Genomic DNA, 23,975 nt, shown 5'->3' with positions numbered 1-23,975 from the left:
AAAGATTAACCCCTCGTTCAAGAGCGGCTGCTAGCAAAACAACGCTCCGCCCGGTCTTGAACCAGGGCGGAGCGACGTCGTCCAAAGAGCTGCCGAGGGTTAGACGGCGGTGTATCCGCCATCGACGAGTACATACGAACCGGTCATGAAACTGGCCTTGTCGGAGAGGAGGAACGTGGTGACGTTCGCGATCTCCTCGGCCTTGCCCAACCGACCCAGCGGGTGCTTTGCTTCGAGCCCGCTGATGACTTCCTTCGGTGCGGCGGCCAGCAAGGGAGTATCGATGTAGCCGGGGCCGATGGCGTTGACGCGAAGACCCTGTGCGCCGTATTCAGCGGCAGCGTTCTTGGTCAGGCCCACCACGCCGTGCTTGGCTGCGGTGTACGCGGCGTTGCCGGGTGCAGCGACGGCGCCGTGGATTGAGGCCATGTTGACGATGGCGCCCTCGGAGGCGCCGGCGGCCAGGATCGCCGGGACCTGGTAGCGCATGCCGTACAGGACACCGCTCAGGTTGATGGCAATGACCCTGTCCCAGTCTTCGATGTCTACTTCGCCGACCGGGGCGCTGGCTCCGCCGATTCCGGCGTTGTTGACGGCGTAGTTGAGGGCACCATAGGTCTCGATTGCGAAGTCCACGGCTTTCTTGCTGTCCTCGGCCACGGCGGTGTTGCCTTGGAAGGCAACTGCTGTGCCGCCGTCGGCCGTGATCTGGTCAGCCACGCGTGTGGCGGCGTCGAGATTGACGTCCACAACAACAACGTTGACGCCGTTCTTCGCGAGGTCCTTGCTGATCGCTTCTCCGAGTCCCGAGCCGCCGCCAGTGACGAGCGCGGTCTTGCCTTCGAAGTTACCCATGATTCCTCCTTCGCGGGGTTGACCCGCAGATTTCGTAGTTAGCGCTGCTTACGTCGCTATTAATGCCAACCGGGTCCCTTCCCGGCATATTCCATGCATTTGCATGAATCCAGTCACAGCAACGGGCCCTACTTATGCGGTGCCCCCGGCGGCGGTAGTGTTGGGTTCAAAGACCAATCCAGGGGGATTTCTATGTCAGACCAGCCAGCCAGGGGCAACGAGGACAAGCCGTCCGGCTACGAACCGCCGCAGTATGTTCCGCCGGCACAGTTCAGCGCTCCCGAGTCCACCACGCACAATCAGGGCACGCCCGCCGAGTACGCGCCGGAGCAGGGCGCCAACGCTACCCAGCCGCTCCCGCCCTACGAGCAGAGCGCGCACGGGCAGAATCCGTACGCTCAGCCACAGCAGCCCGCCGGCGCGTACGCACCGGGCGACTACAGTCAGCAGCCCCCGTCACCGTACGGTCAGCCGCCGAGCCCCTACCAGCAGCAGGCCTTCAACCAGCAGCCTTACGGTCAGCCGCAGTCGCCGTATGGCCAGCCCGCCTACTACGCCATGCAGGCCGAGCCCAAGGGCCTGAGCATCGCCAGCATGTGCTGCGGCATCGCCGTCTACGTTGGCTTCGGATTCTTCATCCTCCCGCAGATCGCAGCCGTGATCCTGGGTCACCTCGCGCTGAAGCGCGAGCCCGCGGGCAAGGGCATGGCAATTGCCGGCCTGGTGATGGGTTACCTCGGTGTGGCCCTGACGGTGATTTTTGGCATCATTTTCTTCATCGCCATCGGCGCGTCAAGCAGCAGCTATAACAACAGGTTCTAAACCGCATACGACGGCGACCCTTGCGTCAGGTGGGAATCCCACCGAACGCAAGGGTCGCCGTCGTTGTGCCGTCAGCCGGGAAGTCTAGCGAACGCCACCCATCAGTTTCTTGATCGCGGGCGATGCCGCAGCCAGGCCAACAGCCAGGACCACTGCCACGCCGCCGATCCCCAGGAAGTACGGGAGCTCGTCCTCGGGGTTGTAGAGGCCTGCGAGGATGCCGGCCAGTGTGGTGCCGAGCGAGACGGACAGGAAGAACAGCGCCACCATCTGCGTGTGGAACGCCTTGGGTGCGAGCTTGGTGCTCACTGACAAGCCGATGGGGGAGAGGAACAGTTCCGCCAAGGTGAACATGAACAGGATGCCCACCAGTGCCAGCAGCGGGGTCTTGCCGTCGCCGGCCAGCGGGATGAACGCAAGGAACGCCAGGCCCATGATGAACAGGCCAGCGGAGAACTTCAGCGGCGAACTGGGCTGCTTGGAGCCCAGCTTGGTCCAGAGTGCAGCCATGACGCCGGCGAAGATGATGATGAACACCGGGTTGATGGACTGGACCCACGCGGCCGGCATTTCCCAGCCGAACAGGTTGCGGTCCAGCTTCTCCTGCGAGTACACGGCGATGAAGGTGAACTGCTGCTGGAACAGTGCCCAGAATCCGGCCGATGCGATGAACAAGGGTATGAAGGCCACAACGCGCTTGCGCTCCACACCGGTGACCAACGGGCTGCGGAAGATCAGGAAAAGGTAGATCACGGCGGCACCGATGGCCGCGTAGGCCATGCTCCGGGCCAGGTTGTTGGCGTTGACAATCCCTGTGCCGAGCAGCGCGCCGATGACAATCAGGATGCCCAGGAAAATCAGGCCGTACTTGGTGCGGTCCTTCGTCGGCAGCGGATTGGGTACGCGGTGTGCTTCCTCCGGGAGCTTCTTGCGGCCCAGGGAGTAGATGACCAGGCCGATCGCCATACCCACGGCGGCGGCGCCGAAGCCAATGTGGAAGCCGTAGCTGGTCTGCAGCCATCCGGTCACCAGTGGGCCGATCAGCCCGCCGATGTTGATGCCCATGTAGAAGATGGAGAAGCCGGCGTCGCGGCGCTCATCCTTCTCGCCGTACAGGGTGCCCACCAGGGCGGTGGCGTTGGCTTTCAGGCCACCCGAGCCGATGCCCACCAGCACCAAGCCCGCGATCAAGCCAGGGATGCCCGGCAGGAGCGCCAGTGCGATGTGGCCTGCCATGATCATGATCGCAGAACCGAACAAGACCTTTTCGGAGCCGAAGAGACGGTCGGCGAGCCAGGCGCCGAGGATCGTCGACAGGTAAACGCCACCACCGTACGCACCCACCAAACCAGCAGCGAGCCCCTGGTCAATGGAAAGGCCGCCCTGCTCGGCGGTGAAGTACATGTAGTAGAGCAGAATTCCCTGCATGCCGTAGAAGGAGAATCGCTCCCACATTTCCACGGAGAAGAGGCTGGCCAACATCTTTGGGTGGCCGAAGAATGACGTATCGCCCGCTGGCTTTGCGGACTCAGCCGTGGTTTGAGGTGTGCTCATTTTCTCAATGCTGGCACTGACTGCGGGCATTGTCACATCGATGAATGCCCGGGGCAACCACTTTCCATATGTTAGACACGAGTCTCAGGGGGTCTCGAGGGCGGCTGCCAGCTGGAGAAGCAGCAGTTCAGATCCCATCCGGCCGATGACCTGAATCCCCATGGGCAACCCTGCGGCAGTGGTGTGCACCGGGATGCTGATCGCCGGAAGCCCGCACACGTTCACCATGGAGGACCAGGGCGCGTACTCGCATTGCCTTTTGTAGTCCTCATCCGCGTCGCCGGCCCACTCGCTCGGCCACGGTTCGCCGCTGTGTCCGCCGCCGGTAAACCAGCCGATGGGACGCGGTGTCTGCGCCAACGTCGGCATGAGGATCACGTCCCATTCGGAGTATTGGGTGACCGTGTCGTGCTCGAACTGCCGCAGGAAACCCAATGCCTCGTTGACCTTCACAGCGCTCCGCTGTTGCGCCCGACGCCGGAACGTCCGTGTCAACGGGGTCAGCAACGCCTCGCGCTGAGGTGCTATCCGGGCACTCCCGACGCCGGCAGTCCAGGCCGTTGTGAACGCTTCCGGATAGCGGTTGTCGTAGCGGATTTCCGCTTCAGTGAGGCTGTGACCGGTCTTCTCGAGCAACTCGGCCCCACGTTCCAGAGCGTCCATCGCTTCCGGCTCCACCTCGAACGGATACACGCCGGCCCAGGGGCTGTCCAGGCTTACCCCGATCCTCAGGGGTTCCGGCGCCCGCCCCACGTTGGCGAGGTAACCGCCGTCGGGCGCTTGATGCTGGGGTACCAGTGCGTCCATCAGCAACGCCGCATCCGCCGCCGTTCTTGCGAGCGGTCCCGCAACCACCAACTTGGCGGCATCTCCCGCGCTGGCCCCGGATGGCACCAACCCGCGTCCCGGCTTCAGCCCCACCAGACCGCAAGCGCCGGCAGGAATACGGATGGAGCCGCCGCCGTCGGTCCCCGGAGCAAACGGAACAAGTCCCGCGGCCACCGCCGCGGCGCTACCGCCCGAGGATCCACCGGAGCTTCGCGCCAGGGAATGCGGATTGCGCGACGGCGGCGCCACGCGGTTTTCGCTGTAGGCGGTCAGTCCGAACTCTGGAACCTGCGTCTTACCCAGCGAGATTACGCCTTGATCCTTCAGGGCTGCTGCAAGGGCACCGTCCTCCGGCGCAGGCTTATGCTCGAGGGCTGCGCTGCCGTGCGTGGTGGGCACGCCGGCCACATCGGTGAGGTCCTTGAAGGCGATGGGCATGCCGTGAAGCAGGGGCAGCTTTTCGGGGCGGCCCTCCCGGATCAGCTTCGCGTGCAGCTTGTCCGCGGCCTTGGCGTCGGTGACGGCTTGCTCGGCAGTCACTGCGACAAAGGCGCCCAGTTGCCTGTTCCGGGTTTCGATGGCCGACAGGAAGTGCGATGCTGCCTCCCGCGCTGAGAGTTCCCCCGAAGCCAAGGCATCGCGGAGCTCTACAGCTGTGAGTCGTGAAAGGTCCTGCGATGAGAGATCAACCAAGGAAACGCGACTCCAACCGTTCCTCAACCGCGACAGCGTCCACACTCTCCCCGGCGCCTGCAGTCACCCGGAAGGCGGCCTTGTTCTTCACTTCGGACACCACTTCCGCGAGTTCCGTGCCCCGGTAAACCAGCCCCACGCCGTCGTCCGTGCAGTGCGTCTCACCGAGCGTTCCGTTGGCCACCAACCTGTGGATGGCGGGTGCCCGACGTGGTTCGGAGTCGTAGTGGACGCCGTTGCCATAGGGGAGGAACCCGAGCGCGTTGGTGACAGGCTTGAGTTCCGGACCAAAGGAATCGGTGACGCCGCTTTGGTACCAACAGATGGACCCGGCCGAGACGCCGGCCAGCACCACTCCTCTTTCCCAGGCCTTCCGCAAAATTCCGTCCAGTCCGTGTGCCCGCCAAACTGCCAGGAGGTTCACCACCGACCCACCGTTCACCCACACCACGTCCTGCTCCAGAAGGTGCGCTTCCGGGTCCTCGATGTTGGGCATCGTGAAGAGGCTGAGGTGGCTGAAGTCGAACCCCGCAATGCGTGCTGCCTGATCCATTTCAGCCGCCCACCAGCGCTGATCACCCGACGCCGTACCGATGTGTGTCACCCGCGGCGCACGGCCGGAGACGCCGGACAACTCCACGGCGTAATGCATCAGGTGGTTGAACTCGATCCTGGTGCGTTCGCCGGGCTTGTATCCACCGGACGTTGCCAGAATGGTCGGCTGCCCAGTAGCCATGGGGGTACTCCTAACGGGCCGAGGGTGGATGGCTTCCGTCCCAGTCTTAACGTCCGGGCGTCGGGAAGCAAGGGCGGGCTTTCCGTGAAGTTACGGTGTCACGCCTCGGGGACTAGGCTGGATGCTGGACTTAATCGATGGGAAGGGACCGCCATGAGCGACTTCGATACCGTGCCTGTGGGCGACATTCCGGCCGACGCCAGCATTCTGGACGTCCGCGAAGATTACGAGTGGGTGGCCGGGCACGCCGAAGGTGCACGCCACATTCCCATGGACCAACTGCCCGCGCGCTTGGAAGAACTCGATCCTGACGACGACCTGTTCGTCATCTGCCGGACCGGAGGCCGCTCCTTCCGGGCGGTGCAATGGCTGGTGGGCCAAGGCTACTCTGCCGTCAATGTTGCCGGCGGCATGGACATGTGGTTTGAGGCCGGAAAGCCGATGGTGTCAGACAACGGGCTCAAACCGGTTGTCTTGTAACCCGCGTATATAACCAGCAAGGAATATTTCGGATGTCCGCAGTCACCTACACGTTCCTCGGCCCCCAAGGCACCTTCACCGAGGCTGCGCTCATGCAGGTGCCGGGTGCTGCCGACGCCACACGCATCCCCTGCACCAACGTCAACACAGCGCTGGAGCGGGTCCGTGCCGGCGAGGCGGATGCGGCCATGGTCCCCATCGAGAACTCGGTGGAGGGCGGGGTCACTGCCACCCTGGACGCGATCGCCACAGGCCAAGAGCTCCGGATCATCCGTGAGGCCCTTGTCCCCATCACCTTCGTGCTCGTGGCGAGGCCCGGCGTCGAGCTTTCAGACATCAAGCGGATCTCGACGCACGGCCATGCGTGGGCGCAATGCCGTTTGTGGGTGGATGAGCACCTTCCGAACGCCGATTACGTTCCGGGATCGTCGACGGCGGCGTCCGCCATGGGCCTGCTGGAGGACGACGCTCCCTATGAGGCCGCCATCTGTGCCCCGTTGATTGCTGCCGAACAACCGGGCCTGAACGTTCTGGCCGAGGACATCGGAGACAACCCCGACGCGGTCACGCGGTTCATCCTGGTGAGTCGACCCGGTGCCCTGCCCGAGCGAACCGGGGCAGACAAGACCACCGTGGTGGTGCCCCTGCCGGAGGATCACCCCGGTGCGCTCATGGAAATACTGGACCAGTTCGCCTCCCGCGGAGTGAACCTCAGCCGCATCGAATCTCGCCCCACTGGACAGTACCTGGGCCACTACTTCTTCAGCATCGACGCCGACGGACACGCCACCGATTCGCGGGTGGCCGACGCCCTTGCCGGCCTCCACCGGATCAGTCCGGCAACCCGGTTCCTGGGCTCCTACGCCCGAGCGGACAAGCAGCCGGCCGTGGTTGCCCCGCACACATCGGACGCTGCTTTCGCCTCGGCTCACGCATGGGTGGATTCAATTCTTAAGGGCTCATAGGCGCTGTCCACAGGCAGAACGGCGACCCTTTCGCAAGGATGCTTCTGTGCGTATGCTTGCCTGATCCATAAACGATGGATGAATGCCAAATGAAGGGAGCGGTCATGACGGTCCACAGCGATGACAAAGACGGCCAGGGCATGATCGTCAATCCCAAGCCTTCAAGTGAAAACAAAGATGACTGGGACGGCGACGATGCTGATCGTGCGGATCGCCTGCGTTTTGAAGAAGAACAAGCCATGATCAAGGAGCAGTCCGAGGCTCGGGCTGCCGCCAAGGCCGCGGCCGAAGAAGCCGAGAGTAAAGCGGCTCAACCTGAAAAAGGCGCTGTCTAGGCGGTCTTGGCCTTCGGTACGCGCACCAACAATGACCCTGGCGCCACCTGGACGGTGACCGTCGTCGCCTCACCCGACGGGTCGCCGTCGAGCTGGGTAGCCATCGGTTCCTGACTGCGGATGGTGACTTTACCGGAGCGGTAGAAACTCATCATCGGCAAGTTGGCGTTGTGCTTGAACAGGACTTTTGTGTACATGGCGAGCCAGCCGAAGGCGCTGCGCGGGCTCATCACCACAATGTCCAACATGCCGTCGTCGATCATGGCCTGCGGGATGAAGTCGATCCCGCCTGGAATCAATCCACAGTTGGCGAACAGCACGCTGCGTATCTTCCGTGTCTGCTCGGGCTGGTCATCCATGGTGATGGTGACGCGTTTGCGGCGACCAGGAAGGTGACGGACGCCGGCCTCGGTGTAAGCCAGCCAGCCGACGCTCTTCTTGAGGTTGTCCCTGGTGTCGCCAACAACCTCGGCGTCCAAGCCCATGCCCGCGATAACCAGGAACGTGTGCTCGGCAGACTCCCCGGTGATGTCGTTGTCGATGCCCATGGTGGCGGTGTCAATGAAACGCTGGTGGCCGAACAACGCAACCTGAATGCAGTCCGCGATGTCCGTGACATCCAGGTCAACGTTGCGCGCCAGCAGGTTTCCGGTGCCCAACGGGATGAGGCCCATGGCCACGTTCTTGTGCGCCAAGCACTCAGCCACGACCCGCACTGTACCGTCGCCGCCGCACGCAAGGACGACGTCGGCTCCGTAGGCCAGCGCTTGGCGCGACTGGCCATAGCCGGGATCGTCCACGGTGGTTTCAAAAAACTTGGGCGCGTCCCAACCGGCAAGATCGCAGGCGTCAATAATGGCCTGGCGGGCTACTTCCGCGTTGTTTTTCACCGGATTCAGGATCACAGCAACCCGCTGATCCCCGGGGCCCGGCTTGTGGGCGTCCTCGCGAACCGCGCTCCTGATGTGGCGGGCTTTCAATCGGCGCACACCCCACCAACTGGAGACGGCAAACGCCACGCCCCCAGCGAGAATCAGGTACAGGATCCAGTCGCTCATGTGCTCCAACACTATCGTCCTGGGCACTACTGAATTTCCCCGATTGGTGGGACGCCAGACTCGTGGAGGGCCTGGCTCCGGGAAGTCGCGGCCGATTCGATACTCTTGTCTGGTGATCGACGTAAAAGACCTCAGCGAAAATCCGGACAAGTTCCGTGCCAGCCAGCGCGCCCGTGGTGCCGACGAGTCCGTTGTGGACGCGATCATCTCCGCTGACTCCGATCGCCGCGCTGCCCTGATCCGGCATGAAACCCTCCGCGCCGAGCAGAACGCCTTCGGCAAGAAGGTGGCACAGGCCAAGGGCGAGGAAAAGCAGGCCCTGCTGGCCGAGGTCAAGGAACTCGCCAACTCGGTCAAGGCCGCTTCTGCTGAAGCCGCTGCTGCACAGGCCAAGCAGGAAGAGCTGCTCCGCGTCATCCCCAACCTGGTGGTGGACGGTGTCCCCGAGGGCGGCGAGGATGACTACGTTGTGGTCAAGACCGTGGGTACGCCGCGTGAGTTCACGGACTTCGAGCCGAAGGATCACCTTGAAATCGGTGAGCTGATCGGCGCGATCGACATGGAACGCGGTGCCAAGGTCTCCGGTTCACGCTTCTACTTCCTCCGTGGCGTCGGTGCCCGGTTGGAAATGGCGCTGCTGCAGATGGCCATGGAGCAGGCCATCGACGCTGGCTTCGTCCCCATGATCACCCCCACTTTGGTGCGTCCCGAGACCATGCAGGGCACCGGTTTTGATGTAAAGCACGACGCCGAGATCTACCGTCTCGCTGAAGACGACCTTTACCTTGTGGGAACCTCGGAGGTGGCCCTCGCCGGCTACCACGCAGATGAGATCCTGGACCTTTCCGCGGGCCCCATCCGCTACGCCGGCCAGAGCTCCTGCTACCGCCGTGAGGCCGGTTCGCACGGCAAGGACACCCGAGGCATCATCCGCGTGCACCAGTTCAACAAGGTGGAGATGTTCATCTACACCACCGTTGAGGAAGCAGCGGCCGAGCACGAGCGCCTGCTGGCCTGGGAAGAGGAGATGCTTGCCAAGTGCGAGCTTCCTTACCGGGTGATCGACACCGCCGCCGGTGACCTGGGAATGTCCGCAGCCCGCAAGTTCGACTGTGAAGCTTGGGTTCCCACGCAGAACGCCTACCGTGAGCTCACCTCTACGTCCAACTGCACCACGTTCCAGGCACGCCGCCTCAACATCCGCGAACGCGTGATCAACGACGAAGGAGTTGCCAAGGGAACCCGCGCCGTTGCCACGCTGAACGGCACCCTGGCCACCACGCGCTGGATCGTTGCCATCCTCGAGCACCACCAGAACCCGGACGGCTCCGTCAACGTTCCCAAAGCACTGCAGAAGTACCTTGGCGGGCTTGAGGTTCTGCCGGTTCTTTAGTTTTTCGGCCGACACCCACCTACGGACAATTCACCCTCGAGCGCGCGGGTGAATTGTCCGTAGGTGGGTGTTTCTTGTTGGAGCCAGTCCCTTCGCGAGGAGCTTCGCGTAGAGCTTGGCCGGGTCCTTGGCTGTGGCCCAGTCCCAGCGCACTATTGTGAACCCGAGGGCGCGCAGCCGGTCCTCTCGCTTCTTCTCGGCCAGGACAGCTTCCCGGGCACTTTGACCGCCCAGATATTCGTCCCGCAGGTACTTCGCATCACCATCGAACTCCCCGATAATTCCCTGTTCCCGCCAAAAGAAGTCCGTGCGGCCTATGAAGCCCTCGGTATCGTAAAACTCGATCTGCAATTCCGGGGGAGGAAAACCCGGCAAGAGCATCTGCGCGCGACTCAGTGACTCGCCTGCGGATCCGGAATTCTGATTGGCAAACTCAAGAATGTGGCTCACCCGTTGTCTTTTGGCCTCGGAAGACAGGTTCCCGGCGGCCTTTTCCAGCGCTTCTTTGCTGGTAAAGAGCTTCTTGAACCGGGACGCGCTGATGACGTGATCGGCCAGGACGACGCCGTGGCTGAATGAACCTCTGGATATGACATCCACTGCCGTTTGCACCAAGTTGGTGAGCTGCAATCCACGGTGGAAGACGGTCACGGTGTTGTAGTGGTGCCGGTAGATTCCGTATGCACGGATCCTCTCCAGTCCGTTGGTTCCTGACGGCTTCAGGGCGGCCGCGATGGTGCTCGGGCTTCGGGCGCCAGCATGCCCGCGCGACGCGTTGGCAAGGTGGATGTGTGAGGGCACGCCAACTATTTGGAGTCCCCAGAAGAGTGCCGCGGTTTCATAACAGAAATCCACGGATGGGTTCTCCGCGGCCACAGCCCGCGCAGTCGCCCTGTAGCGTTCCCACGGTTTGAGCGCGAGCCAATGCTGTTTGTCCGTGTAGATTCCCCTGCGTACCCTCACGAGTTCGCCGTTTTCGTATCGGCGGCTGAGCTGCCGTGACGCGCCGGTTTCCAGCGCGTAGCGGGCAGCTACGATGAATTCGTTCCCATAGTCCATAAACCACTGTTGCCCCAAGGGGAGGTCACGACTCCGAGGAAAGTCGGCTATGTGGAAGGCAACCAACTTATTCATCCCTCCGCGGACAAATCACCATCGTCCCCGGGGGTGAATTGTCCCGAAGAGGGTGAAACGGGGGCACTATTCACCATCAGTTAACGCGTAGCTGTGGCGCCGGTCCTAGTTCAGTGTCGGAGGTGTCTGTTCTACTGTAAGCATGACTATTTTGACTGATACTCCAGTTGCTGGCATCGATGACCAGCCGAATAACAACAACAAGCTCATGATCGCCTTGGACGTCGATGGCACACTCGTGGACCATGACGGCCACATGTCCCCGGCTGTTCGCTCCGCTGCGCAGGCGGTGGTGGCCAGCGGCCACGACGTCATGATCGCCACGGGCCGCTCCCTCAACGCGACGCTTCCCATCATCCAGCAGATAGGCCTCGAGCGGGGCTACGCCGTGTGCTGTAACGGTGGTGTGACACTTCGTCTGGATCCCTCCTTGGAAAAGGGCTACGAGATCATCCACAAGGCAACCTTCGATCCCGCCCCGGCTCTGAAGGCCCTGCGCGAACGGCTGCCCAACGCAAAGTACGCCTTGGAGGATGAGGACGGAAACTTCCTGTCCACCGAACGCTTTCAGGACGCCAGTTTTGGTGTGGAGTCCATCGGCGTGGACTTCCAGACCATGTTGGATTCCACGGCAGTCCGCGTAGTGGTCTTCAGCAGCGAGAACACTTCGGACGAGTTCAACGAGGCCATCAGGCACATCGGACTTTCCGGTGTGACCTACTCGGTGGGTTGGACCGCATGGCTGGACATCGCAGCCGAGGGCGTCACCAAGGCAAGTGCGTTGGAGGCCTTGCGCCACAAGCTCGGCACGGACCTGGCCAACACGGTGGCAGTGGGTGACGGTCGCAACGACATCGAGATGCTCACTTGGGCTGGCCGAGGCGTTGCTATGGGTCAGGCGCCTGATGAAGTGATCGCAGTTGCGGATGAGGTCACCGCGTCAGTGCTCGACGACGGCGCGGCGCAGGTTCTGCTCAGCGTGCTGTAACTGCCACGCGGCAGAGCGGGGCTGCCTAGACTGGGCCTGTGTTCTACGAAGAGTGCCCGGCGCCACCAATTCTGCAGCCGTTCGTCACCCGGCTGTGGTTTGTTCGCGCGCAGCCTCAGGCCCGGTACGAGAAGATTCTTCCCGGGCCGGAGGCGCACCTGATCCTGAATTTGTCGGACCCCTACCGCCTTATAAGCCCAAGCGAAAGCAGTCCGGCCGGGAGCACTGAGCAGCCCAAGGCCACTGAAGTCTCCACAGGTTTCTATGCTGGACTGCAGCGCAGCTATTTGATCAGCGAAAACCCGGACCAGCTCTTCAACGTGGGTGCCCGCCTGACTCCCTATGGCCTGGCAGCGTTCACCAGCCAGCCGCCGTCGGGTTTTCAGAACCGCGTAGTGGACGCCGAAAGCATCTTCCCGGGCTTCTCGGAACTGCGGTCGCCCCTCACCCGCGCGGAACCTGAGCAGGCGTTCACGGCCCTGAGCACCTTCCTCCAACACCTGCTTAGGCCCGGTTACCGAGCAGATCCCAGAGTGGTGAAGGCAGCCGAAATCCTCGCCCGGGAGGACGTCGAAATTGGCGTGCTGGCGGCCGAGCTAGGTATCAGCACATCCACGCTGGAGCGCATCGTCATGCGTGATTGTGGAACTACGGCCAAAGCTTATTCGGATGTTTGCCGCTTCAACAGGATCGTGAACCAGGCTGCAGCGCTCCCCAAGGGCGCAGTGCCGGGCAGGGACCTGCTGCACTTGGCCGATTACTACGACCAACCGCACCTGATCCGTTCCTTCAGGCGCTTCAGCGGGTTCACGCCGACGGAGTACCTGCAGGTGGTGCAGAGCTACGGAGCGGAATACGCCACGTTTGTCCCGCTGGAGCAAGTGACCGGTTAGCCTGCGGGGTTTTTACAAGACCACGACCCGGCTCTGACGTACTGTCCATTCAGGAACGGCCCACCCTGGAGGACTTCGATGGATATTCAGATCAATTGGCTCGCAGTTCTGTTGGCTGCTCTAGCCACTTTTGTGGTGGGTGGGCTGTGGTATTCGGTGCTCTTCGCCAAACCTTGGCAAAAGGCAGCGGGTGTGAGTGATGAGCAGTTGAAGTCCGGAACGGCGCGTGTGTTTGTGGGTTCGTTTGTTCTTGCTGTGGTGATGGCCGTGTTTCTGGCGGCTTTCATTGGCCGTGGTGGCTTCGCGTTCGGGTCGTTTGCGGGTCTTGCCGCCGGCCTGGGGTGGGTGGCGACTGCACTTGGAGTGAACTACCTGTTCGAGCGCCGCAGCTTGACGCTGTTCGCGATCAACGGCAGTTACAACGTGGTCACCTTCACGGCTATGGGCGCAATCATCGGTGCGATGCAGGGCTGACGCCCGCAACACACAGCTATTTGAAGACGGTTTGGATCGGTCCGCCGCCGGCAGACTCAACAATGGCCTGCGCCACCACCCGCAGCTTGACGTTCCGGTTGCTGGAGGCCTTCTTGATGAGTTCCATCGCGTCCTCCTGGGTGCAGCGGTTTTGCGCGATGATGATTCCTGTGGCGATGTCGATCACGGTCCGCGACTCCATGGCCGCCTTCAGGTTGGCGGCGGTTTGGCTGTGCTGGGCAATCAAAACGGCCAACTGAAGACCCTTGGAAGCCTGTTGAACGTAGTCGTTTGCGCGTTGAACAGCTGCTTGGTCAAAGGCGTTGGGGCGGTCGGAATACAAGTTCAGGCCTGCCCGGGAGGTGTCGTCCGGAAGTGGGAAGGGAACCGCCAAGACAGAGCGAAGGCCGTGGTCGGTGATGGCCTCGTTGTAGTCAGGCCACGTGTTGTCTTTTTCAAAATCGGGAATGTGGACCTGCGTGCCCTCGCGGCAAGCATGGAGACAGGGACCGTCGGCGAACGCGTATTGCACCTCATCCAGTTGCTTTGCGCGTTCGCTGCTGCTGGCCACAGTGCCGGCATTGCGGTGACGCATCAGCGTGATGCCGCAGTAGACCTCGTGGTCTGGGCTGGTGAACATCTCCGATGAGTGCCGGGCCAACTCTTCGAGGAATGCCTCGACGTCAGGCGTGCTGAGCAGCAAGTCCTGAATATCTGACAGCACCGTACTCGGCTCTGCAAGTTGGGGGTCTTCCATGTGGATCTCCGATCCGTGGATATGGCTACCTTTCGAGACTAACCCGGGGCACCCGTTGAAAGCTAATAGTAAGTGTGCTTCTCTTTTTAAGGAGTCTTGCCGTGGGCTCACCCTCTCATTCGGTCAAAGGATTGAAGCCCCATGCGTCAAACCCGACCTTTCGACGTCCGCACCACGCCCCCTGCAGGCGCTCCTGAAGGCAGCATCCGGCAGAGCTTCCAAGACAGTTTGGTCTTGGATCATCTGAATCTGGCCAAGTCCATTGCCGCCAGATATTCCGCCCATACACATGACCTCGACGACGTCCGGCAGGTTGCGTATATGGGCCTCATCAAGGCGTCGCGCGGCTATGACGAGGCAAAAGGGGTCAGTTTCCCCGCTTACGCCGCACCTACCATCGCCGGTGAGGTCAAGCGCTACCTTCGCGACCATTGCTGGGTGGTGCGCCCACCCCGCACTATCCAAGACGTCCGCCGCCAGGTGCTGGCACGGACGGAGGAAATGACCCAAGCGCTGCAACGCACCCCCTCTCCGGAGGAAGTGGCGGAAGACCTAAACCTGGAGCCCTGCCAGGTGCGCGAAGCACTCATGGCCGGTACCAGCAAGCGCCCGGACTCTTTGGATGCTCCGGCATCCGACGGGCGGGACGGTCTCCAAGGATCACTTTCAGCTTTCGGTTGCCCAACAGACCGGCTGGAGGATGTGCTGGCTTTGCGCAACGCTATCCGTGGTCTGAGCGCCGAGGACCGGCATCTGCTCTACCGCCGCTATTACCGCGAAGAAACGCAGTCCACCATTGCCGAGGCACTGGGAATGTCGCAAATGCAGGTATCGCGGAAGCTCTCCAAAATCCTCGTTTCACTCCAAACGCAGCTGCTGGACGAAGAAGCTCAACTGCTGGACGGGACAGCCCCCTGAGAACCGCTTAGCAGCCCAGCCGCTCCACGGCGTCCAGAACATCGCGGACGCTTACCGCCAGGAGCGCGGGATCAGGATCAGTTGAGAACACATCACCGCGGCGGAGTTCGACGGCGGTGAGCACCACGTGCGGCCCTGGAGGCGGTCCCCATTCCTCAGCGGGCGCGGGACCGAACAGCACTACGGACGGACGTTCGTAGGCGGAGGCCAGATGTGCCGCGCCTGTGTCCGCAGAGACTACCAACCGGGCTTCGGCGATGGTGGCCGCGAACTCGGCGAGGCCTTGCTCCCCAGCCAGCAAACCGTCGTCGAGGTTTGCTCCTTTGCGCTTGGCCAAGGCGGCTGTCTCTTCAGCGCGCCCGCGCTCCGACACGCCACCCGTGAGCACCACGTCATGTCCGGCTGCCGCGAGTTCCACGGCGCCGTCCGCGAACCGTTCCACCGGCCACAGCCGGCTCCCGTAAGCCGCGCCCACATGAATAACGGTGGCTCGGGGACGCGGTGAGGGGACGGCGGGACGGTTCAGCCGGTAGTCCAGGGGGTCGGCATGGATGCCGTGCCAGTTGAGCAGACGCGTCCAGCGCTCGCGTTCCGGGATTCCAGTGGTCCACTCAGGTCCGTCAGTCCCGGGCGAGCTGTGCGCCACCACCCGGTTGGCCTGCAGTTCCTCAATCCGCATACGGCTCTCGGCCCCGTTTCCGTGCAGGTTCACGGCAATGTCCACGGCTCCTCGCGGGACGGTGAGGGGGTCGTCGAGCCCGGGTGTTGGCAGGTGGTGAATGCCGCCCACCAGCTGCAAAGCCTCTGCGATCCAGGCTGGTGCGGCGTATAGGATCCGGTGCTCGGGGAACGCCCGGCGCAAGCCCCGGAGCGCCGGAACGGCAACCAGCAAGTCGCCCAGTTTCAGGGCGCGCAGGGCAAGCAGCAGGGGTTGATCGTTGTTCTCTTGACTGTCCAAGGCTGTGTCCATGGTGGCCTCCCGCTAGGAGTCTAGCCGCACGAAAGTTCTCACGGCCGCACTGTTTAGCGCCCGGGGAACTGGGGAACGTTGCGGGTATGGGAGGAACCGGAACGTTGAAGGCGGTCCTGTTTGACCGCGATGGAACACTCGTTGTTGACGTGCCCTACAACGGGGATCCGCAGCTGGTGCGGCCCATGGACGGCGCCTTGTCTGCCCTCGAAAAAGTACGTCGGGCAGGGCTGGCCACCGGAGTGGTGACCAACCAGTCGGGCGTGGCGCGTGGGCTGTTGACGTTGGAGCAAATGCATTCCGTCAACCAGCGCGTGGAGCAGGTGCTCGGTCCTTTCGACGTGTGGGAATTCTGTCCGCACGGACCCGATGACCGCTGCCACTGCCGCAAACCTGAGCCTGGAATGATATTGGCCGCCTGCCTGGCCTTGGGCATCACGCCGGGAGAGGCTGCTTTCGTTGGCGACATCGGTGCTGACATGAAAGCCGCCGCCGCGGCGGGTGCGAGGGCTGTGCTGGTGCCGACCAGTGTCACGCGGCGTGAAGAGATCGAGGCTGCCAGCAGTGTTGCCGAGGATCTGGGCCATGCAGTGGAGCTTCTGCTCTCCGGGGCGCTGGACGAACAGGATGCCCCTGTATGAGCCGGGTCCTGGTAGCCCGGTTGGACAGCATGGGCGACGTCCTCCTTTCGGGACCTGCCTTGCGTGCCGTGGCGAACGGAAGCCGGCCCGATGGCAGCCGCCCCAACGACGTGGTGTTGCTCTGCGGCCCTGAAGGCTCGAGTGCTGCGGAAATGCTGCCCGGGGTCACCCAAGTGCACACGTGGGCGTGCCCGTGGATCGTGAACCCGGCACCGCCCCCGACGCAAGAAACGACCAACGCGCTGATCGACTTTGTCCGCAGTTCCCGGATCGAAGAAGCCGTCATCCTGACGTCCTTCCACCAGTCCCCGCTCCCTCTCGCGCTGCTCCTGCGCTTGGCGGGCGTTCAAAAAATCACGGGCGCATCCACGGACTATGCGGGCTCACTCCTGGACGTCCGGCTCAAGCCTGGCGAAGACTTTCCGGAGGACCAGCCGGAAGTGGTCCGGGCGCTCACCATTGCAGAGGCCGGTGGTTACGTGCTGCCGAATGGCGACGACGGAAAGCTGCGCATCACCTCCGGTCCGGATCCTGAAGGGCTGGCCGAAGAGCTGGCGGATGAAGGCCCATACATTGTGGTCCACCCGGGAGCCGCCGCCCCGGCCCGGGCGTGGCCTGCACTGCACAACGCCGCCACGGTGGAACTCCTTGAAGCGTACGGGCACAGGGTGGTGGTCACTGGAGGCCCGGGCGAAACGTCACTCACGGCAACAGTGGCGGGCCCCTCCGCCCGGAACCTCGGCGGCGGAACCAACCTCCGGACGCTCGCAGCGGTACTTGCGGGAGCCGCCGTCGTGGTCACCGGCAACACCGGCCCCGCCCATCTGGCGGCAGCCGTAGGCACGCCTGTGGTGTGCCTGTTCGCCCCGGTGGTTCCAGCCATCCGTTGGGCACCCTACGGCGTCCCCCTTGAACTGTTGGGAGACCAGGACGCGGCCTGCAAGAACACCCGCGCCCGCGTCTGCCCGGTCCCCGGACATCCTTGCCTGAGCTCGGTAACCCCGGAGCAGGTGGTGGAAGCCGTCGAAAGGCTCTTGGGAGGCGTGTCCTCACTGTCCACTCGACGAAAGGTCTGGAAACCATGAGGATCCTGGTGTGGCACGTCCACGGCGGATGGATGGAAGCATTCGTCCGCGGTCGGCATGAGTACCTGCTTCCAACATCGTCCGACGGCGGCGCCTGGGGCTTGGGGCGAGGTGGCCGTGAGTGGCCTGCCGCCGCGCAGGAAGTGGACCTGGAGAGCCTGGATCCGGGGAGCGTGGACGCAGTGGTCCTGCAACGGCCCGAGGAAATCGCGGCAGTGGCCCGAGCGCTCGGCCGCCGCCCCGGCGTGGACCTTCCGGCCGTCTACCTGGAGCACAACACCCCCAAGGGCGACGTCCCGTTCACGCTCCACCCCTTGGCGGACCAGAGCACCATCCCCGTGGTCCACGTAACGCATTTCAACCAGCTCTTCTGGGACACGGGTACTGCAACCACCACGGTGATCGAGCACGGTATTCCAGACCCGGGACACCTGTACAGCGGTGAGCAGGAAGAGATGGGCGTGGTGGTCAATGAACCTGTCCGGCGTGGACGGGTCACAGGAACGGATCTGCTCCCGGGCTTTGCCGGTGTGGGACCGCTGCGGGTCTTCGGCATGGGGACAGAGGATTTGCGCGAAGCACTGAACCTCAAGGGATCCGGGCTCAGCGAGGAAAGGCTACGCATCGCCGGTGACGTCCCCGCCCCGAAACTCCACCAGGAGCTGGCCCGCTGCCGGCTGTACCTTCATCCTCTGCGCTGGACGTCGCTGGGGTTGGCACTCCTGGAAGCCATGCACCTGGGCATGCCCGTCCTGGCACTGGCCACCACAGAGGCGAGCCGCGCTATTCCGCGGGGTGCAGGCTTGGTCTCCAACGACGTCGACGACCTCCGGAAGTTCGCCCGGCGGTTGCTGGACGACCCTGACGACGCCTACGCCATGGGCATCATCGCCCGCGAGGCCGCGCTGCAACACTACGGACTGAATAAGTTTCTTGGGGCCTGGGATCAACTCCTGGCCGAACTTCCCAAGGCCACGCGCAGTGGAAGCCGTCCGCAATCAGGCACAGCTTTCGCCCGCCATGACACCGACGCCAGCCATGACACCGATGCCCGCCATGACACCGAGAGGACGCACCCATGAAAGTCTCCATGGTCTCTGAGCACGCCAGTCCGCTGGCGGCCTTGGGAGGCGTCGACGCCGGAGGGCAGAACGTCCACGTCGCCGCACTTTCCTCAAGCCTGGCTGAACGCGGCCATCAGGTCACCGTGTACACACGGCGTGATGACCCGGCCCTACCCGCAAAGGTGCAGGTAAGTCCGGGCCTCACCGTGGTGCACGTGGACGCCGGGCCGGCTCGCCGCATCCCCAAGGATGAGCTGTTGCCGTTCATGGGAGAGCTGGCCGACGGGATCTGCGCGGACTGGGCGGGGCAGCTCCCGGATGTGATGCACGCGCACTTTTGGATGTCCGGGCTCGCTGCCATCCAAGCGTCGCGCCGTGCAGGAGCTAGCGATCCCGTACCTGTGGTCCAAACTTTTCATGCCCTCGGATCGGTGAAACGCAGACACCAAGGCGCCGCGGACACCAGCCCGCCGGCCAGGGCATGGCTGGAACCGTGGGTAGGACGCGCCGCTGACTGGGTCATCGCGACCTGCCCCGACGAGGTCTTCGAACTTAAAGCCTTGGGCATCAGCCGGTCCAAGATCTCCATTGCACCCTGCGGCGTGGACCTCACTCTGTTCCCCGGAACGTCCGACGCCGAACCCAAGTCCCGCACGCATCGCATCCTGAGTGTGGGACGCCTGGTGCAACGCAAAGGCGTGGACCTGATCATCCAGGCCCTGCCGCTGCTGGCCGAGGCGGGCTTCAACGACGTGGAACTGCTGATAGTTGGCGGTTCCGGCGATGCCCTGACGCTTGAAGAAGACCCTGAGGCCCAGAGGCTCCATGCCTTGGCGAAAGAACTCGGCGTCGAGGACAACGTAACCCTGCGTGGTCAGGTACCACGTGACGCGATGCCCGGAATTTTCCGCAGCGCAGACGCCGTGGTCTGCGCCCCTTGGTATGAGCCGTTCGGCATCGTTCCACTCGAGGCGATGGCCTGTGGAGTGCCTGTGGTGGCAGCTGCGGTGGGCGGCCTCCGGGAGACCGTAGTGGACCAGAAGACCGGCCTTCACGTGCCGCCCCGGAACCCGGAAGCCCTCGCGGAGGCACTCGCAAAGCTGCTGGCGGACCCGGGACTTCGATCCGACATGGGTCGTGCCGGCGCCCGTCGGGCCCGCTCCCGCTATGCCTGGGAACGCATAGCCGCGGACACCGAGAAGGCCTACCGATCTGTCCTGGCTGCCGGGCTGTCACGGCAAGCTGACGAAGGGCTGGAACCATTGGAAGGAACGGCGCTGTGACTATCAAAGGCCTTGTGACCCAAGAATCCACGCTCCCGTCGGCGGTCCCGGATACCGTGCCCGCCCGGTGGTCCCCGGACACGAGCAATTCCACCCATCACGCTGAGGTCACCACCCACCTGGACAACGTCCTGCCCGCCCTGGAATCCCTGCGCTCGCAGTCAGGACGCTTATCCGAGTGGGGCACCGAACTCGCCAAGAGGCTGCTGTCCGGCCAACGATTGCTGGCTGCAGGCAATGGCGGCTCAGCGGCGGAGGCGCAGCACCTCACTGCTGAGTTGGTGGGCAGGTTCGATGAAGAACGCGCACCGTTCTCCGCAATCTCGCTCCACGCAGAGTCCTCCGCCCTCACTGCGCTCGCCAACGACTACGGCTACGAGGAAGTCTTCGCCCGGCAGGTAAGGGCCCACGGCCGTGCCGGCGACGTTCTGATTCTCCTCTCCACCAGTGGCCGCAGCCCCAACCTGCTCAAAGCCGTCCGTGCAGCACGGGAACGCGGCATCACCGCCTGGGCACTCACGGGCCCAGGCCCCAACCCGCTCGCCGAGGCCTGCGATCAAGCCATCACCGTGGACGCCATCGCCGCGAACGCCCAGGAAGGACACCTCATTGCCGTCCACGCCGTGTGCCGGGCCTTTGATGCCGAGGTGGCCCGGCGCGCAAGCACTCATGGCGGGAGTCAACCATGAGGATCACGGTGGTAGGTGACGTGCTCCTCGACGTCGACATCAACGGGGCCGCCACCCGGCTCAGCCCCGACGCGCCGGTGCCGGTAGTCGACGTCGCGGACATCCGGCGTCGTGCGGGCGGCGCGGGCCTCGTGGCTACCGTCCTCGCGCACGACGGTCACGAGGTCGCGCTGGTCACCGCGTTGGGGAACGACGACGGCGCCAGCCACCTCAGGCGGGCACTGACCGGGGTGTCCGTGCTCGCCGGAGCCCCGCTCGCCCCGACGCCCACCAAGACCCGTGTGCGCATCGGGACACATCCGATGGTCCGCTTCGACGAAGGATGCGATCCTGCTCCGATCCCGTTAAGCACCGCGGAAATGCTGGCTGCCATTGCTTCTGCCGAGGCCGTTGTTGTGGCCGATTATGGCCGGGGAATCACCACCAACCCGGACATCCGTACCGCGCTCGCAGAAGCAGCCCGCCGCGTCCCTGTGGTGTGGGACCCGCATCCTGCCGGTTCCGAACCCGTGGCGGGAGTCGCCGTCGTGACCCCAAACCTCGCCGAAGCGACTGCATCCGCGACAACCGGCGGGCTGGACCTGTCCCGCACGGGTGCTGAAGAAGCCGGCCGCTACCTGCTCGGGAAGTGGGGCAGTGGTGCAGTTCTGGTGACGAGGGGCGAGGACGGGGCGGTCCTGCTGTCGGCCGGTGGTCGGGCGCAAGGCATCCCCGCACCCAAAACCAACGTCGCCGATCCTTGCGGAGCGGGAGACCGGCTGGCTGGAAGCCTTGCCGTGCACTTGGGGCTCGGGTTGGAACTCGCGCAAGCAGCCACCAAGGCAGTGGAGGATGCGTCGGCCTTCCTGGCAGCTGGCGGAGCGGCGTCGCTGGCGGTGGTGGGTGACGCGCCAGCGGCGAGCCCCGCCGTCGAACTCAAGGGCCTGGAACTCGTTGACGCCGGAGACCTGAGCCCTGACGGCGTCCACCTAGCTCGCGCAGTGCGGAGCAGAGGAGGCACGGTGGTAGCGACCGGCGGGTGCTTCGACCTCCTCCACGCAGGCCACGCCCGGACGTTGGCCGTGGCACGCAGCATGGGCGATTGCCTCATCGTGTGCCTGAATTCCGATGAATCCGTGCGGCGGCTCAAGGGCGCACACCGGCCAATCGTCAGCGTCGAAGACCGCGCGGAGTTGCTGCTGGCACTCGAATGCGTTGACGCCGTGGTGGTCTTCGGCGAGGACACCCCCGAAGCCTGCCTCAGCGAAATCCGACCCGATATCTGGGTCAAGGGTGGCGACTACACCCCCCAAGAATTGCCGGAAGCCCGCCTGGTTGCGGGTTGGGGAGGGCGGTGCGTCACCGTGCCCTTCCACCCGGCACGCTCCACCAGCGGGCTGGCGGCAGCACTGGCCAAAGTCAGCTGACAACAAGCAACCATCAACCGAGAGGAACCGCATGAACACGCAAACACCCGGCCGCGTCATCGTCACTGGAGGCGGCTCCGGACTCGGCGCTGCGATCGTGGAAGCCATCCGCGACGCCGGCGGCACACCCTTCGTCTTCGACCGCGACGTCAGCAACGTGTCCGGCGCCAAGGCCTTGGAAGTGGACGTCTCCAACCGCGAAGCCGTGGAAGCAGCCGTCAAAGAGGCCGCGGAGACCCTGGGCGGCCTGGACGGAGTGGTGACGGCGGCAGGCATCGATCGCTGCGGCAAGCTGGGCGACGTACCGGCAGAGGAATGGGAAAAGGTCATCGGAGTGAACCTCCTGGGCACAGTGTCCGTCATCCGTGCGGCCTTGCCGTACCTGAAGGGATCCCGCGGCCGGGCCATCACTATCGCCTCAACGCTCGGCCTCCGGGCGCTGCCCGATGCCACGGCGTACTGCGCCTCGAAGTTCGGCGTGATCGGTTTCAGCCGCGCGCTCGCCGCCGAAACCGGGGGCGTCATCGGCGTCACCACCATCATCCCGGGCGGCATGAAGACGCACTTCTTCGACGACCGCGACGAACAGTACAAGCCGCAGGACGATTCCAAGCTCAACGATCCCGCCAACGTGGCGCAGGCGGTGGTGTTCGCCCTCTCCCAGCCGTTCGGCAGCGAGGTCCGCGAACTCCTTATTTGCCCCGCAGAAGAAGGCTCGTGGCCGTAAGGTCCAGGACGTCCTGAACAACGTCGGCCACGGCGATACCCCTGATGAGCGTGTCGTCGTGGCCGCAGTGCGGTGCAGTCCATCCCACTTGGGTCACATCCGCCCCGCATGCCGGGCACCGGGTCACCCACGACATATGGACACGGTGCAAGCTCCGCCCCCGCGGGCCGGCATTGAACGCGTTGCCCACCCAATAAATCCCCACCGTCGGCGTCCCCACTGCTTGGGCCAGGTGCCGGGGACCGCTGTCGCTGGCGAGCATCACCGTGGCATCCGCCAGGAGCGCAGCCAAGTCTCCGATGTCCAGTTCCCCAGCCACGGAGCGCACGGCCATCCGGTCCTCTTCCGCGAGTTGGCGAACCGCAAGCTCCTCGACTTCCTGCGTCAGCGCCTTCTCGGAGCTGTCGCCCACTATCAACACCTGCGCTCCTACGGCTGCTGCTGCGGTCACCGCTTCAGCGAAGTACGACGCCGGCCACCGCCTCCGCGGATCGGTGGCACCAGGGTGAACCACCACCAGCGATCTCCGCTGGGGGTCCCTGAATCCCGCGATGTTCCGGTGGTGTTCCGGCCGCGGGCGCAGGGGAGGCGCAACGATCGGCGGAGCTCCTGCCAGGCCTGCGAGCTCCAGCCAGCGGTCCGGCTCGTTCTGGTAGTAGACATAGTCCAGGTTCCGTTCCAACCGCTCAGCGTCCCTGGTGCGCGTGCCCACGGAATGCCGTGCACCCAGGCGGAGCAGGAAAGGGTTGGAGAAACGCCCTCCGCCGTGCATCTGCAACGCGACATCGAACTTCTTGGCGCGCATGGCCTCGAAAAAGGCCTCTTGCTCCGCCACGTCCTCCGCATCATCCTCGAAGCGCTCCCCGTTTCGGGGGCCATCGTGGACGCCCCGCGCAACGGGCAGCATCTGGACGTCGTCAACCGGACCGTCCATCGCAGCCACCACGGCCGCATGGACCGGAGTTCCCAGAAGCGTGATGGTGGCATCGGGGTACGCGTTCTTCAACGCAGTGAGGGCGGGATAGGTGTAGATCAGGTCTCCCAAACCGCCGCCCCTGAGGACCGCGATTCGCTTGACGTCATTGAACTTTTCCAGCACGGGGCCAACGCCGGGGCTCGGATTCGTCAGCGGTTTCTCCATGGATGATTCCTTTCGCTGCCAATGCTGCGGTCTGGCTCTTCCGTAGCTCCGAGGCCGCAGTGATTCCGGGCGGAAACTCCCGGGTT

The 23,975-nt window shown here is 63.9% G+C and carries 25 protein-coding genes; 16 read left to right on the top strand and 9 right to left on the bottom strand.

Features of this window, described 5'->3' with window-relative positions; translation table 11 throughout:
- Nucleotides 1-99: 99 nt before the first annotated feature.
- Nucleotides 100-855 (bottom strand): SDR family NAD(P)-dependent oxidoreductase, encoded by a 756-nt coding sequence (locus tag J3A64_RS17765; RefSeq protein WP_011772873.1) that lies wholly within the window; start codon nt 853-855, stop codon nt 100-102.
- Between the two features lie 192 nt (nt 856-1,047).
- Here J3A64_RS17765 and J3A64_RS17760 point away from each other — a divergent pair, with 192 nt between their 5' ends.
- Nucleotides 1,048-1,677 (top strand): DUF4190 domain-containing protein, encoded by a 630-nt coding sequence (locus J3A64_RS17760; protein WP_014920342.1) that lies wholly within the window; start codon nt 1,048-1,050, stop codon nt 1,675-1,677.
- Between the two features lie 84 nt (nt 1,678-1,761).
- Here J3A64_RS17760 and J3A64_RS17755 read toward each other — a convergent pair whose 3' ends face one another.
- From J3A64_RS17755 to J3A64_RS17745, 3 genes are read right to left on the bottom strand one after another with little or no spacing between them, the layout of a single operon-like run.
- Nucleotides 1,762-3,261, bottom strand: coding sequence for a peptide MFS transporter (locus tag J3A64_RS17755; RefSeq protein WP_210065167.1), 1,500 nt, complete (start codon nt 3,259-3,261; stop codon nt 1,762-1,764).
- Nucleotides 3,262-3,315: 54 nt separating this feature from the next.
- Complete coding sequence (locus tag J3A64_RS17750; RefSeq protein WP_210065165.1) at nt 3,316-4,752, bottom strand: amidase; 1,437 nt, start codon at nt 4,750-4,752, stop codon at nt 3,316-3,318.
- Nucleotides 4,745-5,488 (bottom strand): peptidase E, encoded by a 744-nt coding sequence (locus J3A64_RS17745; RefSeq protein WP_210065163.1) that lies wholly within the window; start codon nt 5,486-5,488, stop codon nt 4,745-4,747. The genes J3A64_RS17750 and J3A64_RS17745 overlap by 8 nt, the downstream gene beginning before the upstream one ends.
- Nucleotides 5,489-5,641: 153 nt before the next feature.
- Here J3A64_RS17745 and J3A64_RS17740 point away from each other — a divergent pair, with 153 nt between their 5' ends.
- The 3 genes from J3A64_RS17740 (at nt 5,642) to J3A64_RS17730 (ending at nt 7,268) form a co-directional block, all read left to right on the top strand.
- On the top strand, nt 5,642-5,968 hold the full coding sequence (locus J3A64_RS17740) for a rhodanese-like domain-containing protein (protein ID WP_011772877.1): 327 nt from the start codon (nt 5,642-5,644) through the stop codon (nt 5,966-5,968).
- 32 nt (nt 5,969-6,000) lie between these two features.
- The gene (gene pheA, locus J3A64_RS17735; protein ID WP_011772878.1) at nt 6,001-6,933 is read left to right on the top strand and encodes a prephenate dehydratase; all 933 of its coding nucleotides are present in this window, start codon (nt 6,001-6,003) and stop codon (nt 6,931-6,933) included.
- A 104-nt stretch (nt 6,934-7,037) separates the two neighbouring features.
- A complete protein-coding gene (locus J3A64_RS17730) occupies nt 7,038-7,268 on the top strand; it encodes a hypothetical protein (protein ID WP_043470919.1) in 231 nt (76 codons plus the stop codon).
- Here the strand turns inward: J3A64_RS17730 and J3A64_RS17725 are convergent.
- Nucleotides 7,265-8,326, bottom strand: a complete 1,062-nt coding sequence (locus J3A64_RS17725; protein WP_011772879.1) for a diacylglycerol kinase family protein — start codon at nt 8,324-8,326, stop codon at nt 7,265-7,267. The two genes, J3A64_RS17730 and J3A64_RS17725, sit on opposite strands and share 4 nt — an antisense overlap.
- A gap of 112 nt (nt 8,327-8,438) precedes the next feature.
- Here J3A64_RS17725 and serS point away from each other — a divergent pair, with 112 nt between their 5' ends.
- Nucleotides 8,439-9,719 carry a serine--tRNA ligase gene (serS, locus tag J3A64_RS17720; RefSeq protein WP_210065161.1) on the top strand — a complete coding sequence of 427 codons (1,281 nt, stop codon included), beginning with the start codon at nt 8,439-8,441 and terminating at the stop codon, nt 9,717-9,719.
- A gap of 30 nt (nt 9,720-9,749) precedes the next feature.
- Here the strand turns inward: serS and J3A64_RS17715 are convergent, their stop codons facing one another.
- Entirely contained in the window at nt 9,750-10,853 is a 1,104-nt protein-coding gene (locus J3A64_RS17715) for a hypothetical protein (protein ID WP_286176382.1), read from the bottom strand.
- A gap of 142 nt (nt 10,854-10,995) precedes the next feature.
- Between J3A64_RS17715 and J3A64_RS17710 the strand changes: the two genes are divergently transcribed.
- The 3 genes from J3A64_RS17710 (at nt 10,996) to J3A64_RS17700 (ending at nt 13,208) form a co-directional block, all read left to right on the top strand.
- The gene (locus J3A64_RS17710; RefSeq protein WP_210065160.1) at nt 10,996-11,841 is read left to right on the top strand and encodes an HAD family hydrolase; all 846 of its coding nucleotides are present in this window, start codon (nt 10,996-10,998) and stop codon (nt 11,839-11,841) included.
- Nucleotides 11,842-11,879: 38 nt separating this feature from the next.
- A complete protein-coding gene (locus tag J3A64_RS17705; protein ID WP_014920350.1) occupies nt 11,880-12,734 on the top strand; it encodes a helix-turn-helix domain-containing protein in 855 nt (284 codons plus the stop codon).
- Nucleotides 12,735-12,812: 78 nt separating this feature from the next.
- Nucleotides 12,813-13,208 (top strand): DUF1761 domain-containing protein, encoded by a 396-nt coding sequence (locus tag J3A64_RS17700; protein ID WP_011772884.1) that lies wholly within the window; start codon nt 12,813-12,815, stop codon nt 13,206-13,208.
- A gap of 16 nt (nt 13,209-13,224) precedes the next feature.
- Here J3A64_RS17700 and J3A64_RS17695 read toward each other — a convergent pair whose 3' ends face one another.
- The gene (locus J3A64_RS17695; protein ID WP_014920351.1) at nt 13,225-13,965 is read right to left on the bottom strand and encodes a GAF and ANTAR domain-containing protein; all 741 of its coding nucleotides are present in this window, start codon (nt 13,963-13,965) and stop codon (nt 13,225-13,227) included.
- Between the two features lie 141 nt (nt 13,966-14,106).
- On the opposite strand from J3A64_RS17695, the gene J3A64_RS17690 reads away from it, so the two are divergent.
- Nucleotides 14,107-14,883, top strand: coding sequence for a sigma-70 family RNA polymerase sigma factor (locus J3A64_RS17690; RefSeq protein WP_210065157.1), 777 nt, complete (start codon nt 14,107-14,109; stop codon nt 14,881-14,883).
- A gap of 7 nt (nt 14,884-14,890) precedes the next feature.
- Here J3A64_RS17690 and J3A64_RS17685 read toward each other — a convergent pair whose 3' ends face one another.
- Nucleotides 14,891-15,853, bottom strand: coding sequence for a glycosyltransferase family 9 protein (locus tag J3A64_RS17685; protein WP_210065156.1), 963 nt, complete (start codon nt 15,851-15,853; stop codon nt 14,891-14,893).
- Nucleotides 15,854-15,939: 86 nt separating this feature from the next.
- Here J3A64_RS17685 and J3A64_RS17680 point away from each other — a divergent pair, with 86 nt between their 5' ends.
- Genes J3A64_RS17680 through J3A64_RS17650 form a run of 7 tightly spaced genes read left to right on the top strand, consistent with a single transcriptional unit; the run spans nt 15,940 to nt 22,748 of the window.
- Nucleotides 15,940-16,494: an HAD-IIIA family hydrolase gene (locus tag J3A64_RS17680; protein WP_210065154.1), complete on the top strand. Its 555-nt coding sequence runs from the start codon at nt 15,940-15,942 to the stop codon at nt 16,492-16,494.
- Entirely contained in the window at nt 16,491-17,579 is a 1,089-nt protein-coding gene (locus J3A64_RS17675) for a glycosyltransferase family 9 protein (protein ID WP_011772889.1), read from the top strand. The genes J3A64_RS17680 and J3A64_RS17675 overlap by 4 nt, the downstream gene beginning before the upstream one ends.
- Nucleotides 17,576-18,661, top strand: coding sequence for a glycosyltransferase (locus tag J3A64_RS17670; RefSeq protein ID WP_210065152.1), 1,086 nt, complete (start codon nt 17,576-17,578; stop codon nt 18,659-18,661). The genes J3A64_RS17675 and J3A64_RS17670 overlap by 4 nt, the downstream gene beginning before the upstream one ends.
- Nucleotides 18,658-19,926 (top strand): glycosyltransferase, encoded by a 1,269-nt coding sequence (locus tag J3A64_RS17665; protein ID WP_014920357.1) that lies wholly within the window; start codon nt 18,658-18,660, stop codon nt 19,924-19,926. The genes J3A64_RS17670 and J3A64_RS17665 overlap by 4 nt, the downstream gene beginning before the upstream one ends.
- 56 nt (nt 19,927-19,982) lie before the next feature.
- A complete protein-coding gene (locus J3A64_RS17660) occupies nt 19,983-20,615 on the top strand; it encodes an SIS domain-containing protein (RefSeq protein ID WP_307807228.1) in 633 nt (210 codons plus the stop codon).
- Nucleotides 20,612-22,021, top strand: coding sequence for a PfkB family carbohydrate kinase (locus J3A64_RS17655; RefSeq protein ID WP_210065148.1), 1,410 nt, complete (start codon nt 20,612-20,614; stop codon nt 22,019-22,021). Before J3A64_RS17660 ends, J3A64_RS17655 begins: the two co-directional genes overlap by 4 nt.
- A 31-nt stretch (nt 22,022-22,052) precedes the next feature.
- Entirely contained in the window at nt 22,053-22,748 is a 696-nt protein-coding gene (locus J3A64_RS17650; protein ID WP_011772894.1) for an SDR family oxidoreductase, read from the top strand.
- On the opposite strand, the gene J3A64_RS17645 is transcribed toward J3A64_RS17650, so the two are convergent.
- Nucleotides 22,714-23,889: a glycosyltransferase family 9 protein gene (locus J3A64_RS17645; RefSeq protein WP_286176381.1), complete on the bottom strand. Its 1,176-nt coding sequence runs from the start codon at nt 23,887-23,889 to the stop codon at nt 22,714-22,716. The genes J3A64_RS17650 and J3A64_RS17645 overlap by 35 nt on opposite strands.
- Between the last annotated feature and the right edge of the window lie 86 nt (nt 23,890-23,975).

This window comes from Pseudarthrobacter sp. PvP004 (genome assembly GCF_017876035.1).
GTDB lineage: Bacteria > Actinomycetota > Actinomycetes > Actinomycetales > Micrococcaceae > Arthrobacter > Arthrobacter aurescens_A.
The sequence above is the reverse complement of the archived record's forward strand: the minus strand, read 5'-3'. Positions and strand labels throughout refer to the sequence as shown.